Raw genomic sequence first — 17,132 nt, forward strand, 5'->3', positions numbered from 1 at the left:
CGCTTCAGCGGAGGATCAGAGCAACAGGGCCGAGTACAGCCTGTAGCGCGGGACAGCGGGCGGCGGGTCTCCGTCGCAGGCGAACACCGCGGCTTCGAGGCCACAGGTTTCGGGCACCGCGAACAGGCTCCCGGCGAGAGCGGGCGGGTCGATGTCGCCGGCGGAGCCGGGAAGGATCCCTTCGGCCGGAGGATCGACGGACTCGGCGCTGCAACAGCCCGTCATCACCATCTCGGCGTGTCCGCAGGATGCCGCTTCGTGGGACTCCTGCATGGTGCAGGGGTCCTCGACACCGGCGAGCGCGGCGCACACGCCCGCTACCGGCGCTGCCAGAACGGCAAGCGCCAGGAACGAGCCCGTCAACCTGAACGCAGTGCGCATCGCCACTATTGTACGCCTTTCTCTCGGCTCGGCCTGAAATACTCCGGCCACTCCACAAAACGCACGCAACCTCGTCCTGATTCCGGAGGTCTCGATGATCCCCTCTGACGCCCTGATCCGCTCCGCCCTGACGCGCCGCAGCTTTCTGCAGACGACCGGCGCCCTGGCCGGCGCGCTGGCGCTTCCCGGCCTGGCACGCGGCGCCGAGGTGCGGCCGGCCCCCGGCATGCCGGCGCCGCGGTTCGTCGAGACGAACGGCATCCGCATGGCTGTCTACGAACAGGGCTCGGGGGTACCTGTCGTCCTCTGCCACGGCTTCCCCGAACTCGCCTTCTCCTGGCGGTTCCAGTTCCCCGCCCTCGCCGAGGCTGGTTTCCGCGCCATCGCCCCAGATCAACGCGGATACGGCCTGACCGATCGACCGGAGGACGTAGCGACGTACAGCCTGAGGCATCTCTGCGACGACATGGCCGGGATGCTCGACGGGCTCGAGATCGACAGGGCCGTCTTCGTCGGCCACGACTGGGGCGGCGGCGTGGTGTGGATGATGGCGCGGCTCCATCCGGACCGCTGTCTCGGCATCGTCGGCGTGAACACGCCGGGCGGGCGCCCTCCCGGCATGCCGCGCCGGCAGCCGACCGAGGAGCCGCTGATCGTCCGGTCCGAGAACTACTACACGGTCCAGTTCCAGGAGCCCGGCCGGGCCGAGAAGGCACTTTCCGCCGACGTGCGCAAGTCCTTCGAGATGCTCCTGCGGCGCGGCTACATCTGGGACGTCGAGGCGTTCAAGGCGATGCCGGCGGACTCACCGGAACGGCAGATGGACCTGCTCCGGATGCTGGACCGCGAGGACTACCCCGGCGAAGTGTTCCTGTCCGAGGAGGCCCTCGATTACTTCACGGAGACGTTCGAGATCACCGGCTTCACCGGCGGGCTCAACTGGTACCGCATGGCGGGCCGCCCGTTCCCGGGAATCGAGAACGCGAAGTGGGAGATCGAGGTGCCCTGCCTCTACATCGGCGCCGAGAACGACGTCATCCTGCGGCCGTCCTCGGCCGACGGCATGGAGGACTTCATCGACGACTTCGAGAAGTACACCGTCGCCGACTGCGGCCACTGGACGCAGCAGGAGAAGCCGGAGGAGACGAACCGGGTCCTCATCGACTGGCTGCGCCGGAAGATCGCGAAGTCCGCGTAGGACTTGCCCAGCACATCGGCTGGGGCGGCTACTCGCTGAGCCGCTCCCAGACCAGCGAGTCCTGGACCATGCTTCCGTCGACCGCTCTGGCGGGCGGCATGAGGGTCAGCGTTCGATCGCCGAACTCGTAGAAACGCTGTGCGTCCGTGTCCATGCAGCTCGGATACCAGCAGCCCGAGCGGTGGTGGACGAGGAAGCCGTCGTCCCTGTGGATCGTGTACGGGCCGAAGTAGCTGATGTAACTGCGGATCGCACCTGCGGCCTCTTCGGGCGTGGGCCGGCCGGCGGCGAAGGGCTGGCGATCCGGTCGCACCAGGTGGACGGCCATGTGCCCGGAGCCGGTGTAGATGATGAAGCCGTCGACCCAGGTCCGCTCCACGGGGAGCTCCTCTCCGGCATCGTCGCGCCGTTCCAGCCGGCCGAAGTGCCAGAAGCCCACGAAACGCCCGTGTTCCGCGGTGAACTCGGAGAGTTCCGGGAGCTTCCGCCAGGTCAGGCGGACGGTGCCGCCATCGGCACCGGCGGGCGGTTGAAGCGTCAGCGTGTCATCCGAGAACTCGTACTTCCGCACGTAGTCCGCGCCCGCGGCGTTCGGGTTCATGCTCGCCCGCAGGTGGTGCGTGACGGCACCTGCGTCGTCGTCCACCGAGAAGGTCCCGAAGTAGGCCGTGTACGAGCTGTAGGCCGCGAGACCGTCCTCCGGCGTGGCCGGACGTCCGGTGGCCGGCTGACGGTCCGCTCCCTGGATGACGACCCCCATGTAGCCGGCCGGGTCGTACATGATGAAGCCGGTCGATTCCTCGTTCCGCGACAGCTCCTCGCCTTCGCCCGAGTAGCGGACGATCGAGGCGAGCTCCCAGGCGCCGTGGAACCGGGCGTCCGGATCGCCGGCCGCCAGCGCGGCCGCCGCCGGAACCTCGTCGGCCGCCTGACCCGCGCAGCCACCGAGCAACAGGGCGATGCTGACGAGGGCACAGTGACACGAACGCATGGTCACGATCCTACAGACTCGGTGTCCAGACCCGCACGGAGCCGTCGGGAAGCCCGTCGTCGCCGGCTGCGGCTAACCGCCAAGGCCCTCCGCCATCGCGGCGCGCAGTCTGGCCATGGCCGTGGCTTCCTCTTCCGTCAGGTCGTCGGGGTCCAGGGGACTCTGTTCCCGCACATCGTTCTCGAAGTCGAAGAAGCGGCCGTCGTCGTACAGCTTGTAGCGGCGGTCGTGGACGAAGGTCACTTCCGGAATGTTCAGAAAGCGCGGCCGGAAGTCGGTGAAGACCCAGTCGCGCGCGGAGTCCGTTTCGCCCCTCAGCACAGGCAGGAAACTCCTGCCGTCGATCACGCGGTCGTCCGGCAGCGACCCGCCGGCCGCCTCGACCATGGACGGCAGGAAGTCGCTGAGGTCGACCAGGGCGTCCGAGGTTCGGCCTCCGTCGATACCGGCCGGCCAGGTGGCGATGAACGGAACGTGGCTGCCGTAGTCGGTCGTCCTGGCCTTGCCGCCGGGGATCATTGTGCCGTCTACCAGCGTGCTGGTGATCTGCCTGGGGGTACCGTTGTCGGCGGTCAGCAGGATCAGCGTATCGTCCAGAACGCGCAGTTCCTCCAGACCGGCGAGCATGCGGCCGACCAGCTTGTCCGTGTAGGCCACCATGTCGGCGAAATAGGCGGGGTCCTCCGCCTTGCGATCGGCGTTCCAGTCCGCACTGTCAGGCGTCGGCACGAAGGGATCGTGGACCAGCGCCATCGAGTGATAGGCAGCGAACGGGCGATCGGGGTGCTCGCGAACCTGCGCTCCGACTCTCTCGAGCAGGAAGTCCGCGAACAGGTCCGGACCGTACTCGCCCTCGAAGACGCCGCCTTCGTTGCCCGGTCCCCAGAGCAGTGGATCCGCGTAGCGCTCCCCCTTCTGGTGGTAGTGCCAGACCAGGTAGTCGTCGAAGCCGGCCTCCTCCGGCGTCTTCCCTTGGCCCTCGCAGCAGTCCTCCTTCCAGGCCAGTTGGAACCCGGAAAGCTGCCACTTCCCGGCCAGGAAGGTGGCGTAGCCGGCGTCCCGCAGCAGGTTCGCGAACGTGAGCTCGTCCCGAGGCAGTACGCCCCACTCCGTGTAGTTCCGGCTGTTGTAGCGCCCCGTCATCAGCTTGAGCCGCGACGGGGAGCAGAGCGGCGTCGAGTAGGCGTGGGTGAAACGGACTCCTTCCGCCGCCAGGCGATCGATGTTCGGCGTCTCGTAGGACGCGCCGCCGTAGGCGCCGATCGCCTCGAAGCCGAGGTCGTCGATCAGGATGAGAAGGATGTTCGGCCGCTCCTCCGGAAACTGCCAGTTCGGCGGCGGCTGGAAGCCCTCGCGGCCGGCGAAGAATGGCGCAACCGGATTCGGCGGCTGCAGCGCCCGGAACGCCGTGGCCTTCTCAAGTAGGTGCACCACCAGATCGGGATGGTCCGCCGCAAGATCCTGCTCCTCCAGTGGATCTTCGTCGAGCTGGAACAGGAGCGTTCGCGACGCCTCCGTCGAACCCTGGCGCGTCAGCGGCGGCCCGACGACGACCAGCTTCCACTCGCCCTCCGTCACGGAGACCTGCTCCCGCTCGGGGTCTAGCTGGGCGATGAACGAGTAGAGATCACGCTCGGGGCCGGTATCGGCCTCACCGGTCAGCACCTCACCGACATCGACGCCGTCCAGCGTCTTTCCGCCGTGATCCTCGATGCCGGTGAATCCCATCAGCGTCGGCAGGACGTCGACGTAGGACACCGGCGCCTCGATCCGGCCGCCGCCCTCGACGTTCCCCGCCGGCCAGCGCGCCGCCGCGGCCACCCGGGTGCCGCCCTCGAACACGCTGCCCTTGGCGCCACGGTAGGGGCCGTTGTCGCCGATCCCCACGGAGCCGCCGTTGTCGCTGAAGAACAGGACGAGCGTGTTGTCGGCGATTCCGTGGCCGTCGATCGTGTCGAGGATGCGGCCGACGCCTTCGTCGAGGGAATGGACCATCGCCGCATGAATCCGGCGCCCGTTGCGCCGCCGCTCGTCAGCGGCCAGCGGCCGGCCGGCGGTCGACTCCTCCCAGCCGCGCGGAGGTTCGAGCGGATCCAGATCTGCGTAACGCGGCAGGTCTTCCGCCTTCGCCTGCAGCGGCGAGTGCGGCGCGCTGAACGGAACGTAGAGGAAGAACGGCGCATCACCGCCGGCGTGGCGATCGATGAACCGAACCGCGTGGTCCGCGAGGAGGTCCGTCACGTACCCCTCCTCCTCGACCGATTCGTAGTCGTGACTCCAGTCGCGCTCGCCGACGCGCTCCTTCGTGAAGTAGTCGACCGCCGTGTTGTGGCCCACGAACTCGGTGAAGCCGCGGCGCAGCGGATGGTACTTGCGGTCGAAGTGGCCGAGGTGCCACTTGCCGAAGATGCCACGGTGCTCGTAGCCGGCCCGGGCCAGAACCTCCGGCAGGGTGACCTCCGAGGTGTCCATCCCGTAGTCGCGCCACGGCGCGATGACCGCCCGCATCAGGCCGAAGCGGATCGGATAGCGGCCCGTCATCAGACCGGCCCGGGTCGGCGAGCAGACGGGCGCGCTGTAGAACCGCTCCAACCGCACGCCCTCGGCGGCGATCCGGTCGATGTTCGGCGTGGCGATCTCGCCGCCGTGGAAGCTGACGTCGTGTCGGCCGAGGTCGTCCGGGACGATCAGGACGATATTGGGAAGGGGGCCTGGGTCAACCGGCGTCGGTGAGCCGCCGCAGCCGGCGACAAGGAGCGCCGCGGCGACCAACAGCGACGCCTGGGAGAGACGGACCGGATGGCTGGACACCGTCCTTCTAGGCTACACGGCCACTTAGGCTCGCGCGCCCAGTGGGGACTACGCTTCGCGGAGGAGATCGGTGATCTTCTGTCGCGAGGCGCCAAAGGCGGGAAGCAGGCCGCCGAGGACGCCAGTCACCGTGGCCAGGAAAACGCCCGAGAAGAGGGCAAACGGCGTCGTTCGCAACTGGAACGTGATCTCGCTGAAGGTCACCTGGTTCATCGTGCCGGTCTGGATCGCGTTGAGCGGCAGGGACAGCAGGGCGCCGAAGCCGCCCGCGACCACACCGAGCAGCACCGCTTCCAGGAAGAAGCTGCCCATGATCGAGCGGCGCTTGAAGCCGAGGGCGCGCAGAGTGCCGATCTCGCGGGCACGGGCCGCGACCTGCGCGTACATCGTGTTCGCGGCGGCGAAGCAGGCACCGATCGCCATCAGCACGGCCAGCACGTTGCCGAGGATGATGAACTGGCCCGATGACGTCTCCGACTGGAGTTCGTAGTACTCGGGTTCCGTGAGCGCCTGCACCTGCAGGCGCTGGTCCGCCTTGACCGTCTCGATCAGGTCGCGGGCCGCGGCCGGCGACGCGGCCTGAAGCCGGGTCGACGAGTAGTAGCCGCTGCGCCGGAACGAGTCGCCCAGGTCACGGTAGTCACCCCAGATCTCGGAGCCGTGGGCGCCTACGCCGGCAAACGTGCCGACGACGCGGAACGTGTTCCGGCCCATCTTGCGCTCGTCGCCGACCCGCAGGCCGAGCCGCCCGGCCAGACTGCGGCCGACGATGATCTCGCCACGGCCCGGCTCGAAGACCCGGCCCTCGGTGATCTCGAAGCCCGGCCGGATGGCGAACGCTCCGGGCTCGACGCCGCGAACCATCACGTTCGTCTCCGTGCCGTCGACCCGCTTGAAGATCTGGATCGTGACCGTTTCGCCGGAAGCCATCACCGCACCTTCGGCCGTTCGCTCGACGCCCGGCATGGCGGTCAGCAGGCGGTGGCTCTCCTGCGCGTAGGAACTCTCCATCTCGGCGCGGGTGCCGTCCCGCATCACGATGACGACCGAGGCGTCTCCGGTGTCCGCGAACGCGGCCCGCAGGCCGCCGGCGAGGGCAAGCACGCCGATGTAGACCAGGACGACGAAGCCGATCGAGGCCAGCGTCATGAACGCCACGCCCCGGCGCTCGAACAGGTTGCGGTACGTGTACTTGATCGGGATCATGCCGCCTCCTCGCGCATGCCGGCCACTGTTAGAGCCGCCTCAGTCCGTCGACGATCTTGAGCCGGGCGGCGGCGACCGCCGGGAAGACGCCACTGAGGAGGCCGATCGCGAGGCCGATTGCAACTGCGGTCCCCAGGACCTGGCCGTCAAGCTCGAAACCGCCGAACCCGAAGCCCATCTGGTCCAGGAACGGCGTGGCGAGTTGAATGAGGGCCGCGGTCAAACCGAGGCCGAGCGCGGAACCGAGCACACCGACCGCCAGAGATTCGCCGAGCACCATGCCGATCACCTGGTTGCGCCGAAAGCCCAGGGTGCGCAGAACGGAAACTTCCGTGGTGCGCTCGCGCGCCGCCATCGCCATCGTGACCGCGGTAATCGAGAAGATCGAGAAGACGATCCCCAGCCCGATGACCGCGAAGAAGAGTTGGACGTTGCCCAGCATCTCCGTGAAGGAGGCCGCGAAGGCCTCCGCGGTCTCGGCCCGCACCTGGTTGTCCGAGTTCTCGAACATCGCCTCGGCGGCCGCGATCACTGCCGGCGCCGCTTCCGGGTCATCGAGAAGCAGCCAGTAGGTGCCATTCTGGCCGGGGTTGCCCATCGCCTCCTCGACGTAGCGCCGGTGGAAGAAGATCTGCCGCTCCTGGCCCGCTTCGTCGATGTCGAAGATCGCGCGCAACTGGAGCTCCACGTCGATCGGGTAGATGTCGCCCTTGATCGTGATCATGTCGCCGATCGCCCACCCCTGGATCTCGGTCAGCTCGCGCCCGGCGGCGAAGGCGGTGCGTTGCTCAGCGAATGCCTCCCACTCCGCCTCGTTCCAGCTGTAGTCGTAGAAGACGCTACGGAACGTCTCCGGATCGACGGTGAAGCGGGGAAAGAAGTTCTCGGGCCGCTGATCCTTGTAGACGCCCTGGAACCAGTTCTGGGGCGTCACCGCGACCACGTTGTCAATCGTCCGAAGCCGCTGCTCGTAGGCCTCGGGCAACGGGAACGTCAGCGAGATCGCGTTGCGCACGACCAGCCGGTCCGGGATCGCCGAGTCGTCGGCGAAGCTCATCGCGTCGTTCACGACGCCCAGCAGCGAGAGGATGAACAGAGCCATCGCCAGGCTGGCCATCGTCAGGAAGGTGCGGCGCTTGTTGCGCAGCAGGTTGCGTCGAATCAGCTTGATCATGCTCCTCCTCCCGCCTCCGACGAAACCAGCAGGCCCTTGTCCAGCCGCAACAGGCGCTTGGCGCGCGCGGCCGCGTTCGGGTCGTGGGTGACCATCAGGATCGTCTTGTTGAACTGCTCGTTCAACTGACCGAGCAGATCGAGCACTTCGCGGCCGGAATCCGCATCGAGATCGCCAGTCGGCTCATCGGCGAGTAGCAGAGTCGGATCAGTAACGATCGCGCGAGCGATCGCCACCCGCTGTTCCTGGCCTCCCGAGAGCTGCCGGGGATAGTGCTTCATCCGGTTCTGCAGGCCGACCACGGAGAGCGCGGTCTCGACCCGCCGCTTGCGCGCCGCCCGCGACCCGCGCCGGAGCGTCAGCGGCAACTCCACATTCTCGTAGGCAGTGAGGACCGGGATCAGGTTGTAGAACTGGAAGATGAAGCCGATGTGGCGCTGACGCCACTTGGCAAGTCGGCTCTCGTTCATCCGGCTCACTTGTTCGCCGGCGACGACAAGGTCACCGCTGGTCGGCTGGTCGATGCCGGCGAGCAGGTTGAGCAAGGTGCTCTTGCGGGAACCGGACGGCCCCATCAGGGCAACGAAGTCGCCTGCCTCGACGTTCAGGGTGATGCCCTGGAGCACCTTCAGCTCGAAGGCGTCGCGCCGGTAGTTCTTCGTCACGTCGCGCATCTGGACGACGGTTTCAGCCATCTATCAGCTCCCTCGTTGGACTCTGTCTAGGAGGCCTCGCGTACCCGCAGGCCCGGTGTGAGCTCCGGCGTCGGACTTCGCACCACGACCTCGCCGCCGCGAAGCCCCGACAACACCTCGAACTGGTTGCCGTCCTGCTCCAGGCCGAGTTCGATCGGCGCCCGCTCCAGCTGGCCGTCGCGCAGGAGCAGGACGTAGTCGCCGCCGCCGTCGTTCACGACCGCCTCCGCCGCGACCAGGATCTTCGGTTCCGCCTGGAGCACGGTCTCGTCCACACCCTCCTGCAGGAACGTGACGCTGCAGCTCATGTCCGGCACCAGGCGCTCGTCGCGGTCGTCGATCGTGACCTTGACCTGGACCACGGCGCGCTGCCGGTCGGCGGTCGGCACGATCTGCCGCAGCGTGCCGTGGTACTCGTGGTCCGGCACGGCGTCGACCTTGATCGTCGCCGGCTGACCGAGCTGGATCCGCGCGATGAAACTCTCGTTGATGTCGGCCTCGACCTCGAGCGAGGTGGGATCGGCGATCCGCACCAGCGCGCCGGTGGCCTGCTGGCTGGTGAATCCTCCCGGCGCGACCATCTCCCCCACTTCGACCGTCCGCTCGATGACCACCCCGTCAACCGGAGCGCTGATCACCGTGTAGGCGAGCTGCGCTTCGATCGACTCCAGGTTCGCCCGCGCCGTGCCCACCTGGGCTCGCGTCACCTGAAGCTGGGTGACCGCCGCGTCCAGGTCGGCGGAGGGCGCGACGCCCGCCTCGACGATCCGCCGCTGGCGGGCCTCTTCCCGTATCGCATCGGCGAGCCGCGCGGCCGCCTCGATCAGCGACGCCTGAGCGCGGCGCACCGCCGCCTCGAGGTCATCGCTGTCGAGTACCGCGATCACGTCCCCGGCCGCCACCGCGTCGCCCTCGTCGACGTGAAGCTCCGTGATCCGGCCGATGATCTTCGCCCCCACCGCCGCCCGCACCCGCGCGTAGGTGTAGCCGGTCGCGGTCAGCACCGTGGACGCCTGCTCCGGCGTCAACCGCTGGACCGTCGTCGTCTCGACCTCGGGCATGAGGAAGGGAACGTACTGGTCGGGGGGCACGCGGTAGACGGCGAAGACTGCGACCGCGCCGAGGAGCAGCAGGATCCCCCACTTGATGAAGCGTCCGCGCCGGGGACGGTACTCGTACTCGTCGTCGTCGTCGCGGAGGATGGACAGATCGGGCCGCGGCGGCGGACTGTCGGAACCCTCGCCCTGAGGCGCCGGGGCGTTCACTGGCGCACCGCTCGCTTCGGCGGACTGGCGCCGCCGGCCGATCGTTCCATGCCGCGCATTCTATGGTTCTGGTTTACGCGGGGTGGAACCGATGGTTTCGGGTCTGACCGCGACCGCGAGAATCGACCGTGGCCTTCAGGGATCCTCTCGCTACTCCCGCTCCAGCATCGATCCACCCGTCAGAAACTGGTACTCCGTCACCTGCCGGTAGGTGTGGCCCGGCCGCAACACCGTGCTGGGAAACCCCGGCTGGTTCGGAGAGTCGGGAAAGTGCTGGGTCTCAAGGCACAGGCCGCCTCGGTGAACATATGGGCGACCGCTCTTTCCGACCAGCGTGCCGTCGAGGAAGTTACCGGTGTAGACCTGCAGCCCCGGGGCCGTCGTCTTCACGATCAGCTTCCGGCCACTCGCCGGTTCCACGACCATGGCCGCCAGACGCATTTCGCTGTCGTCCTCCGCCGGTCGCAGCACCCAGTTGTGGTCGTAGCCGCCGCCGAAGCGAAGTTGATCGAAGTCGTCGTCGATCCGGTCACCGATCGCCGCCGCGGTCCGGAAGTCCATCGGCGTGCCTTCGCTGGACGCGATCTCGCCAGTCGGAATCAACGTGGCGTCAACGGGCGTGTACTGCTCGCTGTTGAGCAGGAGTTCGTGGTCCAGGATGTCGCCCTCGCCCTCCCCCTTCAGGTTGAAGTAGGAGTGGAAGGACAGGTTGACGACGGTGGGCTCGTCGGTCACCGCCTCCGCTTCGATCCGAAGGTCGCCGACCGACGTCAACAGATAGCGCACCCGAAAGTCCACGTTGCCCGGGTAGCCTTCCTCGCCATCGGGACTTCGGTACCGGAGCACGACGCCCGCCCCGTCGCTGTTCTCGAACGGTTCGCCCTCCCAGACCACACGGCTGAGCCCTCGGACACCGCCGTGGAGGCTGTTCTCCCCGTCGTTTTGCGGCAACGCGTAGGTCTCGCCGTCGAGAGTGAAGCGGCCCCCGGCGATGCGATTCGCGTAGCGCCCGACGACAACGCCGAAGTAGGGGTTCGTGTCGGCGAGATACGAAGCGAGGTCGTCGAAGCCGAGCACGACGTCGGCGAACTCTCCGTCGCGGCCCTGGGCCGTCAGGGACACGATCGCGCCGCCGAGTTCGGCGATCTCGGCCTGAAGCCCCGTCCCCGATGCGAGACGGAAGATCTCGACCTCCCTCCCATCGACTTCGCCCCACGGGCGCCGGGTCACCTGCACGATCTCAAGCAGAGCGGCCATCTCTTCGGGTATCTCAGGCGGAGGATACGTGTACCCACACGCCCCCGCGCCGACGCCGGCCAGGAGAAGGAAGGGTACGGGGAACCGCACGGTCAAGCGGGCAGACTAGCAGCGGGTCGCCTGCCCAACTTGCTTCCCGGTCGTCCGTCGCGCAGACTCAAGGGCAGCCATGCCTGACTTTCACCACCAGCACACGTTCGAACACGGCGGCGACGAGCCGGAGTACCGGCTGCTGACCTCGGACCACGTCCGCGTCGAGTCCGCCGGCGGCCGCGAGACCCTCCGCATCGATCCCGAGGCGCTGCGGCTGATCGCACGCGACGCGATGGACGACATCGCCCACCTGCTACGGGCCAGCCACCTGGAGCAGTTGCGTCGCGTGATGGACGACCCGGAGTCGTCCTCGAACGACCGCTTCGTGGCGATGGAGCTGCTCAAGAACGCGAACATCGCCGCCGGCCGGGTGCTCCCCGGCTGCCAGGACACCGGCACCGCGATCGTTCTCGGCTACAAGGGCCAGGACGTCTACACGGACTTCGACGACGAGGAGGAACTCTGCCGGGGCATCTTCGACGCCTACCAGGAGCGCAACCTGCGCTACTCCCAGATGGCGCCGCTGTCGATGTTCGAAGAGAAGAACACCGGCACGAACCTCCCCGCCCAGGTCGACCTCTACGCGGCGCGCGGCGACGAGTATCGCTTCCTGTTCATCGCCAAGGGCGGCGGCTCGGCGAACAAGTGCTTCCTGTACCAGGAGACGAAGGCGATCCTGAACCCGATCTCGCTGATGAACTTCGTCGACGAGAAGCTCCGCACTCTCGGCACGTCGGCTTGCCCGCCCTACCACATCGCCCTGGTCGTCGGCGGCACCTCGGCCGAGGCAACGATGAAGACACTGAAGCTCGCGACCTGCCACGCGCTGGACGACCTGCCGACGAGCGGCAACGAGCGCGGCCGCGCCTTCCGCGACCTGGAGATGGAGGAGCGGATCTTCGACCTCTGCACCCGGATCGGGATCGGCGCCCAGTTCGGCGGCAAGTACTTCGCCCACGACGTGCGGGTCATCCGCCTGCCGCGCCACGGCGCTTCGCTCCCCGTCGGCCTCGGTGTGTCCTGCTCGGCCGACCGCCAGATCCTGGGCCGGATCAACCGCGACGGTGTCTTCCTGGAGCAGCTCGAGGAGAACCCGGCCAGGTACCTGCCCGACATCGACGAGGACGAACTCAGCGGCCAGGTCGTCGCAATCGACCTGAACCGGCCGATGGACGAGATCCGGGCCGAGCTGTCGAAGTACCCGGTCGCCACGCGGCTGGTCCTCACCGGCCCCATGGTCGTCGCCCGCGACATCGCCCACGCCCGACTCAAGGAACTCCTCGACCGTGGCGAGGACTTGCCTCAGTACTTCAAGGATCAGCCGGTCTACTACGCCGGTCCCGCGAAGAAACCCAAAGGCAAGGCGTCCGGCTCCTTCGGTCCGACGACCGCGGGGCGGATGGACCCCTACGTCGACCTGTTCCAGAGCCATGGCGGCAGCATGGTCATGCTGGCCAAGGGCAACCGCTCGCCCGAAGTCCGCCGCGCCTGCGAGAAGCACGGCGGCTTCTATCTCGGCTCGATCGGCGGTCCGGCGGCCGCCCTCGCCGAACAGAGCATTCGCAGGGTCGAGTTGCGGGAGTTCGAGGATCTCGGCATGGAGGCCATCTGGCAGATCGAGGTCGAGAACTTCCCCGCTTTCATCGTGATCGACGACAAGGGGAACGACTTCTTCGCTCCGTTCGCCAAAACACGAGCTGTCGCGATCGGAGGCGGAAGAAAAAACTAGAAGATACGCTGTTTCTCCCCGAGAAATGACTCACACAGCAGAAATCGCCAAAAAATTCGCTTCTGCGGTCCTGCTTCTCGCGGTTTTCTTGGTCGCCAGTGTGGCAGCGGCCCAGCGCGCCACCTACCCGTCTGAAGAGTTCGCCGAACGGCGAGCGCGCCTCTGCGAGCGTCTCGACGGCGGCGCGGTGCTCCTGTTCGCGGAGACGATGCCCCGCTACGGCGCCCGCTTCCGGCAGGACCACGACTTCTTCTACCTGACCGGATACGAGGGCCGAAACGCCGTCCTGTTGCTTGAGGTCGACGGCTGCGAGGCCCGGCTCTACCTGCCCCACCAGGGCGACCGGGAGAAGTTCATCGACGGCCCGAACTGGCTCTATGCCCCCGAGAAGGCCAAGGGCAGCGGCTTCGATGTCGACCACCTCGCCTACCTGCCCGAGCACCTGGCCCGACGCCGTGGACGGATGCCGGGAAAGGCCGGGAAGCTCCTCTGGATGCGTCTGGGCGAGCGCGACGAACTCGACCTCGCCCGCAGCGAGAAGGGCCTCTACCTCGGGCGTCGCGAGCAGAACCCCTGGGGAGGCCAACCGACCGAGCAGGCCCACCAGATCGCGACGATCCGCAGCCGCTACCCCTACGCGGAACTGCGCGACCTGACGCCGCACCTCGACCGCCTGCGGATGATCAAGACGCCGCGCGAGATCGAGGTCCTGCGCCGCGCCGGGAGGGTGAGCGCCGACGGCATCGCGGCGGCCATCCGGGCCACCCGCGTCGGCGGCTGGGAGTACGAACTGGAGGCCGCCGCCAAGCATGTGTTCCTGAAGCACGGCGCCGAGATGGAGGCCTACCCCGCGATCGTCGGTTCAGGTCCCAACGGCTTGATCTGGCACTGGGTGAAGAACGACCGGCAACTACAGGACGGCGACCTGGTCGTCATGGACTACGGCGCCTCCTTCGCCTACATGACGATGGACATCACCCGCACCTGGCCGGTCACGGGCAAGTTCGACGAGGTCCAGGAGCGCGCCTACCGCGCTGTGCTGGAAGCCCAGAAGGCGATCATCGCCGCCATGCGCCCCGGCGTGACGCGCCGGGAAACCACCGCGATCTGCCGAGAGATCTACGACCGCTGGGGCTTCGAGGACAAGCCCGCCCACGGCGCCGGCCATTTCGTCGGCCTCTCGGTCCACGACGTCGGCGACAGCTCCCTGCCCTTCGAGCCGGGCATGGTGATCGCCGTCGAGCCGATCCTCGAGATCCCCGAGCGCAACATCCACATCCGTATCGAGGACACGGTGCTGATCACCGAAGGCGAACCGGAGATTCTGAGTGCTGCCGTGCCGAAGGAAGTCGACGAGTTGCTCGCCCTGGTCGGGACCGCTCGCTAACCGCTACTTCGTCACTCAGAGCGACGAGCTTCCGGCAGTCGCACCGTCACGTCGTCGTTCTCCGCGGCCAGTCCCGTGGCGAGATAGTCGACCGCCTCCTTGCGCTCGGCGGCCTCCTCGGCAAAACGGCTCTCGAAGAACGAGAAGGCGGCGAGAATCGTCAGCATCTGCTGGCGCGCGGGACGCATTGATCGCACACTCGGGAGGGGATCGCACGGCCTGCCGCCCTGACCTTGGGCCACGCCCTGCTCCAGGCCTCCGAGCCCGGGCACATCGCCCAGGTCGGCGTCTTCCGCCACCGCGCCCATCAGGGCGCCGCACGGCAGGGTGTCACCGTGCCTGGACCAACGTGACATATAGCGGGCGATGTCGGCGAAACCCACGTGTGAACCACTCTTGAGCGTGACCAGCCCGCTGCGCGGCGCTCGCTCCGGCAGCGAGGCCGCGTTCTCCAAGTACGGCACGATGGCGTCGGCGTCACCGGCGATCATCAGGAACGGCACCTCGGCCGTCTCGAAGAAATCGGGCGTGAACATGGCGCTGGGTCCCGCGATCGAGACGGCGGCCGCGATCCGATCGTCCCGGAGCTCCGGATGGAAGGCGGCGAGCGTGCTGGTCATGCCGCCGAGAGACAGGCCCATCACGCCGATGCGTTCCGGGTCGATGGTCCCGAAGAACTCGTGGGCCGGATCGACGTTCCAGCGCAGCAACCTGTCGATCAGGAACCCAACGTCGCCGGGCTGGTGAGCCACATCGTCGAAACGAGGACCGCCCGGACTCGCGAAGTTGGTCAGCGGATAGTCGGCGGCGACGAAGAAGTAGCCATGCCGGGCGAAGTGCCGTGCCAGGTAGTCGCCTTCCGACCGCCTGGACATGAAGCCGTGGCTGTAGACGATCAACGGAAAGCCGTTGGCCGGTCGGCCCTCCCGCGCCACCCCCCGTGCGTTCGGATTCGTCGGATACTTGATCGAGGTCACGAGCCGCCGCTCGTCCGAGCCGGCGAAGTCGTTGTTCGCCTGCGTCGGGCGGCTCCGGTCCACGAACGTGGTGTCCAGCCTTTTGACCTGGTAGGGCCCCCGCGCGAGCACCTCCCGGCTCGCCGGACCTTCCGGCGTGTCGACGCCGGCAGTGGCGAAGAAAAGGCCGACCGCACAGGCCAGCATCAGAATCAGCCCGAGCGCACCGATTGCGACGATCTTCAGGACTCTCATTGCTGCACCTCGACTCCGGACGCTAGCAGTCAGCGTTGAGCGTGCTCAGCGCTGGAGAACCCCCTCCCTGACGAGTCGCGCCACCAGGGTCAGCTTTCCCTCGGCATCCAGGCAGTCGGGCAGGTCTTCGATGGCGAACTCGTCAGTCGTCGTCGCGAACTGAAGCGCCGGCCACACGCCGGCCGGCAACCTGAGTTCCCGGCCACCGAACCGGAGGAGGCACGACTCCCTGTCCGTCACGGCTTCGGTGAGCAACCCGGTTCGGCGCCTTACCCGCGAGCGGAGCGTCAGCCTGTCTCCGTGGAGCCGCTGGCTGAGCAGGTCGGTGAACAGGGGGACGTCGGCGGCCAGAACCTCGTCCGCGAAGCGGCGCCACACGACCTCGGCATCGAATCGCGACTGCACGAACGCCAGCTTCTCGCCGAACAGGCGCTCTCGCTCGGCCAGGGGGAATTCCTCGCGAGCGAAGTCGCGAGGGAGATTCCGGCGCAGCGATTCTTCCTCGAGCGCCGCCGCGGTGACGCTTTCGACGAGGAACTCGGCCCATGTGAACGCCGTGAGCCCGAGCGTGATGTGCAACGACGTCTGCCCTGTCGAACGGGCCGAGTGCATCAGACCTCGTGGAAGGTACAGGGCGCTGCCCGGGCCGAGCTCGAACTCGTCGCTGACGTCGCCGGGAGGCGTACCGCGTTCGAAGCCCTGGCCCCGGAGTGGCAGTCTCACCTTGGTGTCGTAGATCGACCAGCGCTTGGTGCCGCTGATCTGCAACACGAAGACGTCGTGGGTGTCCCAATGCGCGGCGAACCCCTGCGCCTCGGGCGGCGTGAGATACACGTTGGCCTGGGCCCGCGACGAGAAGCGCCGTCCGAGCGCGACGCACAGCCGGGCCAGCGTCGGTACGCGCGTCTGAAGCTGGTTGAAGATGATCGTCGCGCCGTCGTCGAAGTGCCGGGCGACCTCAAGCGGCTGGACCCTGCCGGCGTCGTTCGCGTACTCACGGGAAGCAACGTCGCCGTCGGCGCGAACCAGCTTGATGTCGCGATGACCGGCCGAGTGAGTGCCGAGCACGATGTCGAGGTCGCTCACCGAGAGGAGCCCGGCGTAGTACGCCGGCGCGTCGCGCCGGATGTGAAGAAACCGCTGCTCGTAGTAGTCGTTCTCGAACTCCGCCGGCGGCAGCGGATCGAGGAGCCAGGCGTACCAGTCGCGGTCGTGACGTCCGACCGCCCGCGGACGGGCGCTCGGACCGTGACGCTGGTGACGCGCGGACGCGCCGCCAGGGTTCGCCGATCCCGGCCCGGTGTGGTCCGTCGTCATCTGTGCGCTCCGTGCGTCGTGGCCCATCGTGATTCGTTCTCGCCCATTTGCTCCGGCAATCGGGTCGCGGCTTGACTCCCAAGGACCGCGTCTCTACCATACTGGACTCAGTCGGTCCCAGTTTCCAAACGCAGGAGCAATGTCATGGGTAGATCGGAGAACAGCGAGCCTGGAGCCAATCGTCCCGGCACGCCGATATCGCTGACGGACGAAGACATCACCACTGTCCGGGTCGATCGCCGCTCGTTCCTTTCTCGCGCCGTCGCGGTCGGATCGCTCGCGGCGGCCGCCGTCGTGACGACGGCCTGCCCTGGCGGGACCGACTCCGACGGCGAGGGCGACGCCGCTGCCCAGGCCGAATCCGAGCAGGCGACGGACTCCGATCAGCAGTAGAAGCGCTGTCCCTGCGCAGGGCGA

Annotated in this window: 14 protein-coding genes; 4 read left to right on the forward strand and 10 right to left on the reverse strand. The window is 67.7% G+C overall.

Annotated features, from left to right (window positions below; translation table 11 throughout):
* Positions 1-15: 15 nt before the first annotated feature.
* Positions 16-381 (reverse strand): hypothetical protein, encoded by a 366-nt coding sequence (locus OXG83_06465; protein ID MCY3964659.1) that lies wholly within the window; start codon positions 379-381, stop codon positions 16-18.
* Between the two features lie 94 nt (positions 382-475).
* On the opposite strand from OXG83_06465, the gene OXG83_06470 reads away from it, so the two are divergent.
* Positions 476-1,579: an alpha/beta fold hydrolase gene (locus OXG83_06470; GenBank protein ID MCY3964660.1), complete on the forward strand. Its 1,104-nt coding sequence runs from the start codon at positions 476-478 to the stop codon at positions 1,577-1,579.
* Positions 1,580-1,607: 28 nt separating this feature from the next.
* Here OXG83_06470 and OXG83_06475 read toward each other — a convergent pair whose 3' ends face one another.
* From OXG83_06475 to OXG83_06505, 7 genes are all read right to left on the reverse strand, one after another.
* Positions 1,608-2,570, reverse strand: a complete 963-nt coding sequence (locus OXG83_06475) for a lipocalin-like domain-containing protein (GenBank protein ID MCY3964661.1) — start codon at positions 2,568-2,570, stop codon at positions 1,608-1,610.
* A gap of 72 nt (positions 2,571-2,642) precedes the next feature.
* Positions 2,643-5,381 carry a sulfatase-like hydrolase/transferase gene (locus tag OXG83_06480; GenBank protein MCY3964662.1) on the reverse strand — a complete coding sequence of 913 codons (2,739 nt, stop codon included), beginning with the start codon at positions 5,379-5,381 and terminating at the stop codon, positions 2,643-2,645.
* Between the two features lie 48 nt (positions 5,382-5,429).
* Entirely contained in the window at positions 5,430-6,587 is a 1,158-nt protein-coding gene (locus OXG83_06485) for an ABC transporter permease (GenBank protein ID MCY3964663.1), read from the reverse strand.
* A 28-nt stretch (positions 6,588-6,615) separates the two neighbouring features.
* Positions 6,616-7,761, reverse strand: a complete 1,146-nt coding sequence (locus tag OXG83_06490; GenBank protein MCY3964664.1) for an ABC transporter permease — start codon at positions 7,759-7,761, stop codon at positions 6,616-6,618.
* Positions 7,758-8,456 carry an ABC transporter ATP-binding protein gene (locus OXG83_06495; protein ID MCY3964665.1) on the reverse strand — a complete coding sequence of 233 codons (699 nt, stop codon included), beginning with the start codon at positions 8,454-8,456 and terminating at the stop codon, positions 7,758-7,760. Before OXG83_06495 ends, OXG83_06490 begins: the two co-directional genes overlap by 4 nt.
* Positions 8,457-8,482: 26 nt before the next feature.
* Complete coding sequence (locus OXG83_06500; GenBank protein MCY3964666.1) at positions 8,483-9,721, reverse strand: efflux RND transporter periplasmic adaptor subunit; 1,239 nt, start codon at positions 9,719-9,721, stop codon at positions 8,483-8,485.
* 150 nt (positions 9,722-9,871) lie between these two features.
* On the reverse strand, positions 9,872-10,978 hold the full coding sequence (locus OXG83_06505) for a galactose mutarotase (protein MCY3964667.1): 1,107 nt from the start codon (positions 10,976-10,978) through the stop codon (positions 9,872-9,874).
* A gap of 169 nt (positions 10,979-11,147) precedes the next feature.
* On the opposite strand from OXG83_06505, the gene OXG83_06510 reads away from it, so the two are divergent.
* Both OXG83_06510 and OXG83_06515 read left to right on the forward strand, forming a co-directional pair.
* Positions 11,148-12,800, forward strand: a complete 1,653-nt coding sequence (locus OXG83_06510) for a fumarate hydratase (protein ID MCY3964668.1) — start codon at positions 11,148-11,150, stop codon at positions 12,798-12,800.
* A gap of 100 nt (positions 12,801-12,900) precedes the next feature.
* Positions 12,901-14,187: a Xaa-Pro peptidase family protein gene (locus OXG83_06515; GenBank protein MCY3964669.1), complete on the forward strand. Its 1,287-nt coding sequence runs from the start codon at positions 12,901-12,903 to the stop codon at positions 14,185-14,187.
* 11 nt (positions 14,188-14,198) lie between these two features.
* On the opposite strand, the gene OXG83_06520 is transcribed toward OXG83_06515, so the two are convergent.
* Entirely contained in the window at positions 14,199-15,398 is a 1,200-nt protein-coding gene (locus tag OXG83_06520) for a hypothetical protein (protein ID MCY3964670.1), read from the reverse strand.
* A 45-nt stretch (positions 15,399-15,443) separates the two neighbouring features.
* A complete protein-coding gene (locus tag OXG83_06525) occupies positions 15,444-16,715 on the reverse strand; it encodes a hypothetical protein (GenBank protein ID MCY3964671.1) in 1,272 nt (423 codons plus the stop codon).
* 144 nt (positions 16,716-16,859) lie between these two features.
* On the opposite strand from OXG83_06525, the gene OXG83_06530 reads away from it, so the two are divergent.
* Positions 16,860-17,108 (forward strand): hypothetical protein, encoded by a 249-nt coding sequence (locus tag OXG83_06530; protein MCY3964672.1) that lies wholly within the window; start codon positions 16,860-16,862, stop codon positions 17,106-17,108.
* Positions 17,109-17,132: the final 24 nt, after the last annotated feature.

This window comes from Acidobacteriota bacterium, from assembly GCA_026707545.1.
In the GTDB taxonomy this organism is placed as follows: domain Bacteria; phylum Acidobacteriota; class Thermoanaerobaculia; order Multivoradales; family Multivoraceae; genus Multivorans.

Excerpts from the sequence above, each read along its gene's own strand:
- OXG83_06465 (MCY3964659.1), bottom strand. The coding sequence starts at position 381 with ATGCGCACTGCGTTCAGGTTGACGGGCTCGTTCCTGGCGCTTGCCGTT.
- OXG83_06470 (MCY3964660.1), top strand. The coding sequence starts at position 476 with ATGATCCCCTCTGACGCCCTGATCCGCTCCGCCCTGACGCGCCGCAGC.
- OXG83_06475 (MCY3964661.1), bottom strand. The coding sequence starts at position 2,570 with ATGCGTTCGTGTCACTGTGCCCTCGTCAGCATCGCCCTGTTGCTCGGT.
- OXG83_06485 (MCY3964663.1), bottom strand. The coding sequence starts at position 6,587 with ATGATCCCGATCAAGTACACGTACCGCAACCTGTTCGAGCGCCGGGGC.
- OXG83_06490 (MCY3964664.1), bottom strand. The coding sequence starts at position 7,761 with ATGATCAAGCTGATTCGACGCAACCTGCTGCGCAACAAGCGCCGCACC.
- OXG83_06495 (MCY3964665.1), bottom strand. The coding sequence starts at position 8,456 with ATGGCTGAAACCGTCGTCCAGATGCGCGACGTGACGAAGAACTACCGG.
- OXG83_06505 (MCY3964667.1), bottom strand. The coding sequence starts at position 10,978 with ATGGCCGCTCTGCTTGAGATCGTGCAGGTGACCCGGCGCCCGTGGGGC.
- OXG83_06510 (MCY3964668.1), top strand. The coding sequence starts at position 11,148 with ATGCCTGACTTTCACCACCAGCACACGTTCGAACACGGCGGCGACGAG.
- OXG83_06520 (MCY3964670.1), bottom strand. The coding sequence starts at position 15,398 with ATGAGAGTCCTGAAGATCGTCGCAATCGGTGCGCTCGGGCTGATTCTG.
- OXG83_06525 (MCY3964671.1), bottom strand. The coding sequence starts at position 16,715 with ATGACGACGGACCACACCGGGCCGGGATCGGCGAACCCTGGCGGCGCG.
- OXG83_06530 (MCY3964672.1), top strand. The coding sequence starts at position 16,860 with ATGGGTAGATCGGAGAACAGCGAGCCTGGAGCCAATCGTCCCGGCACG.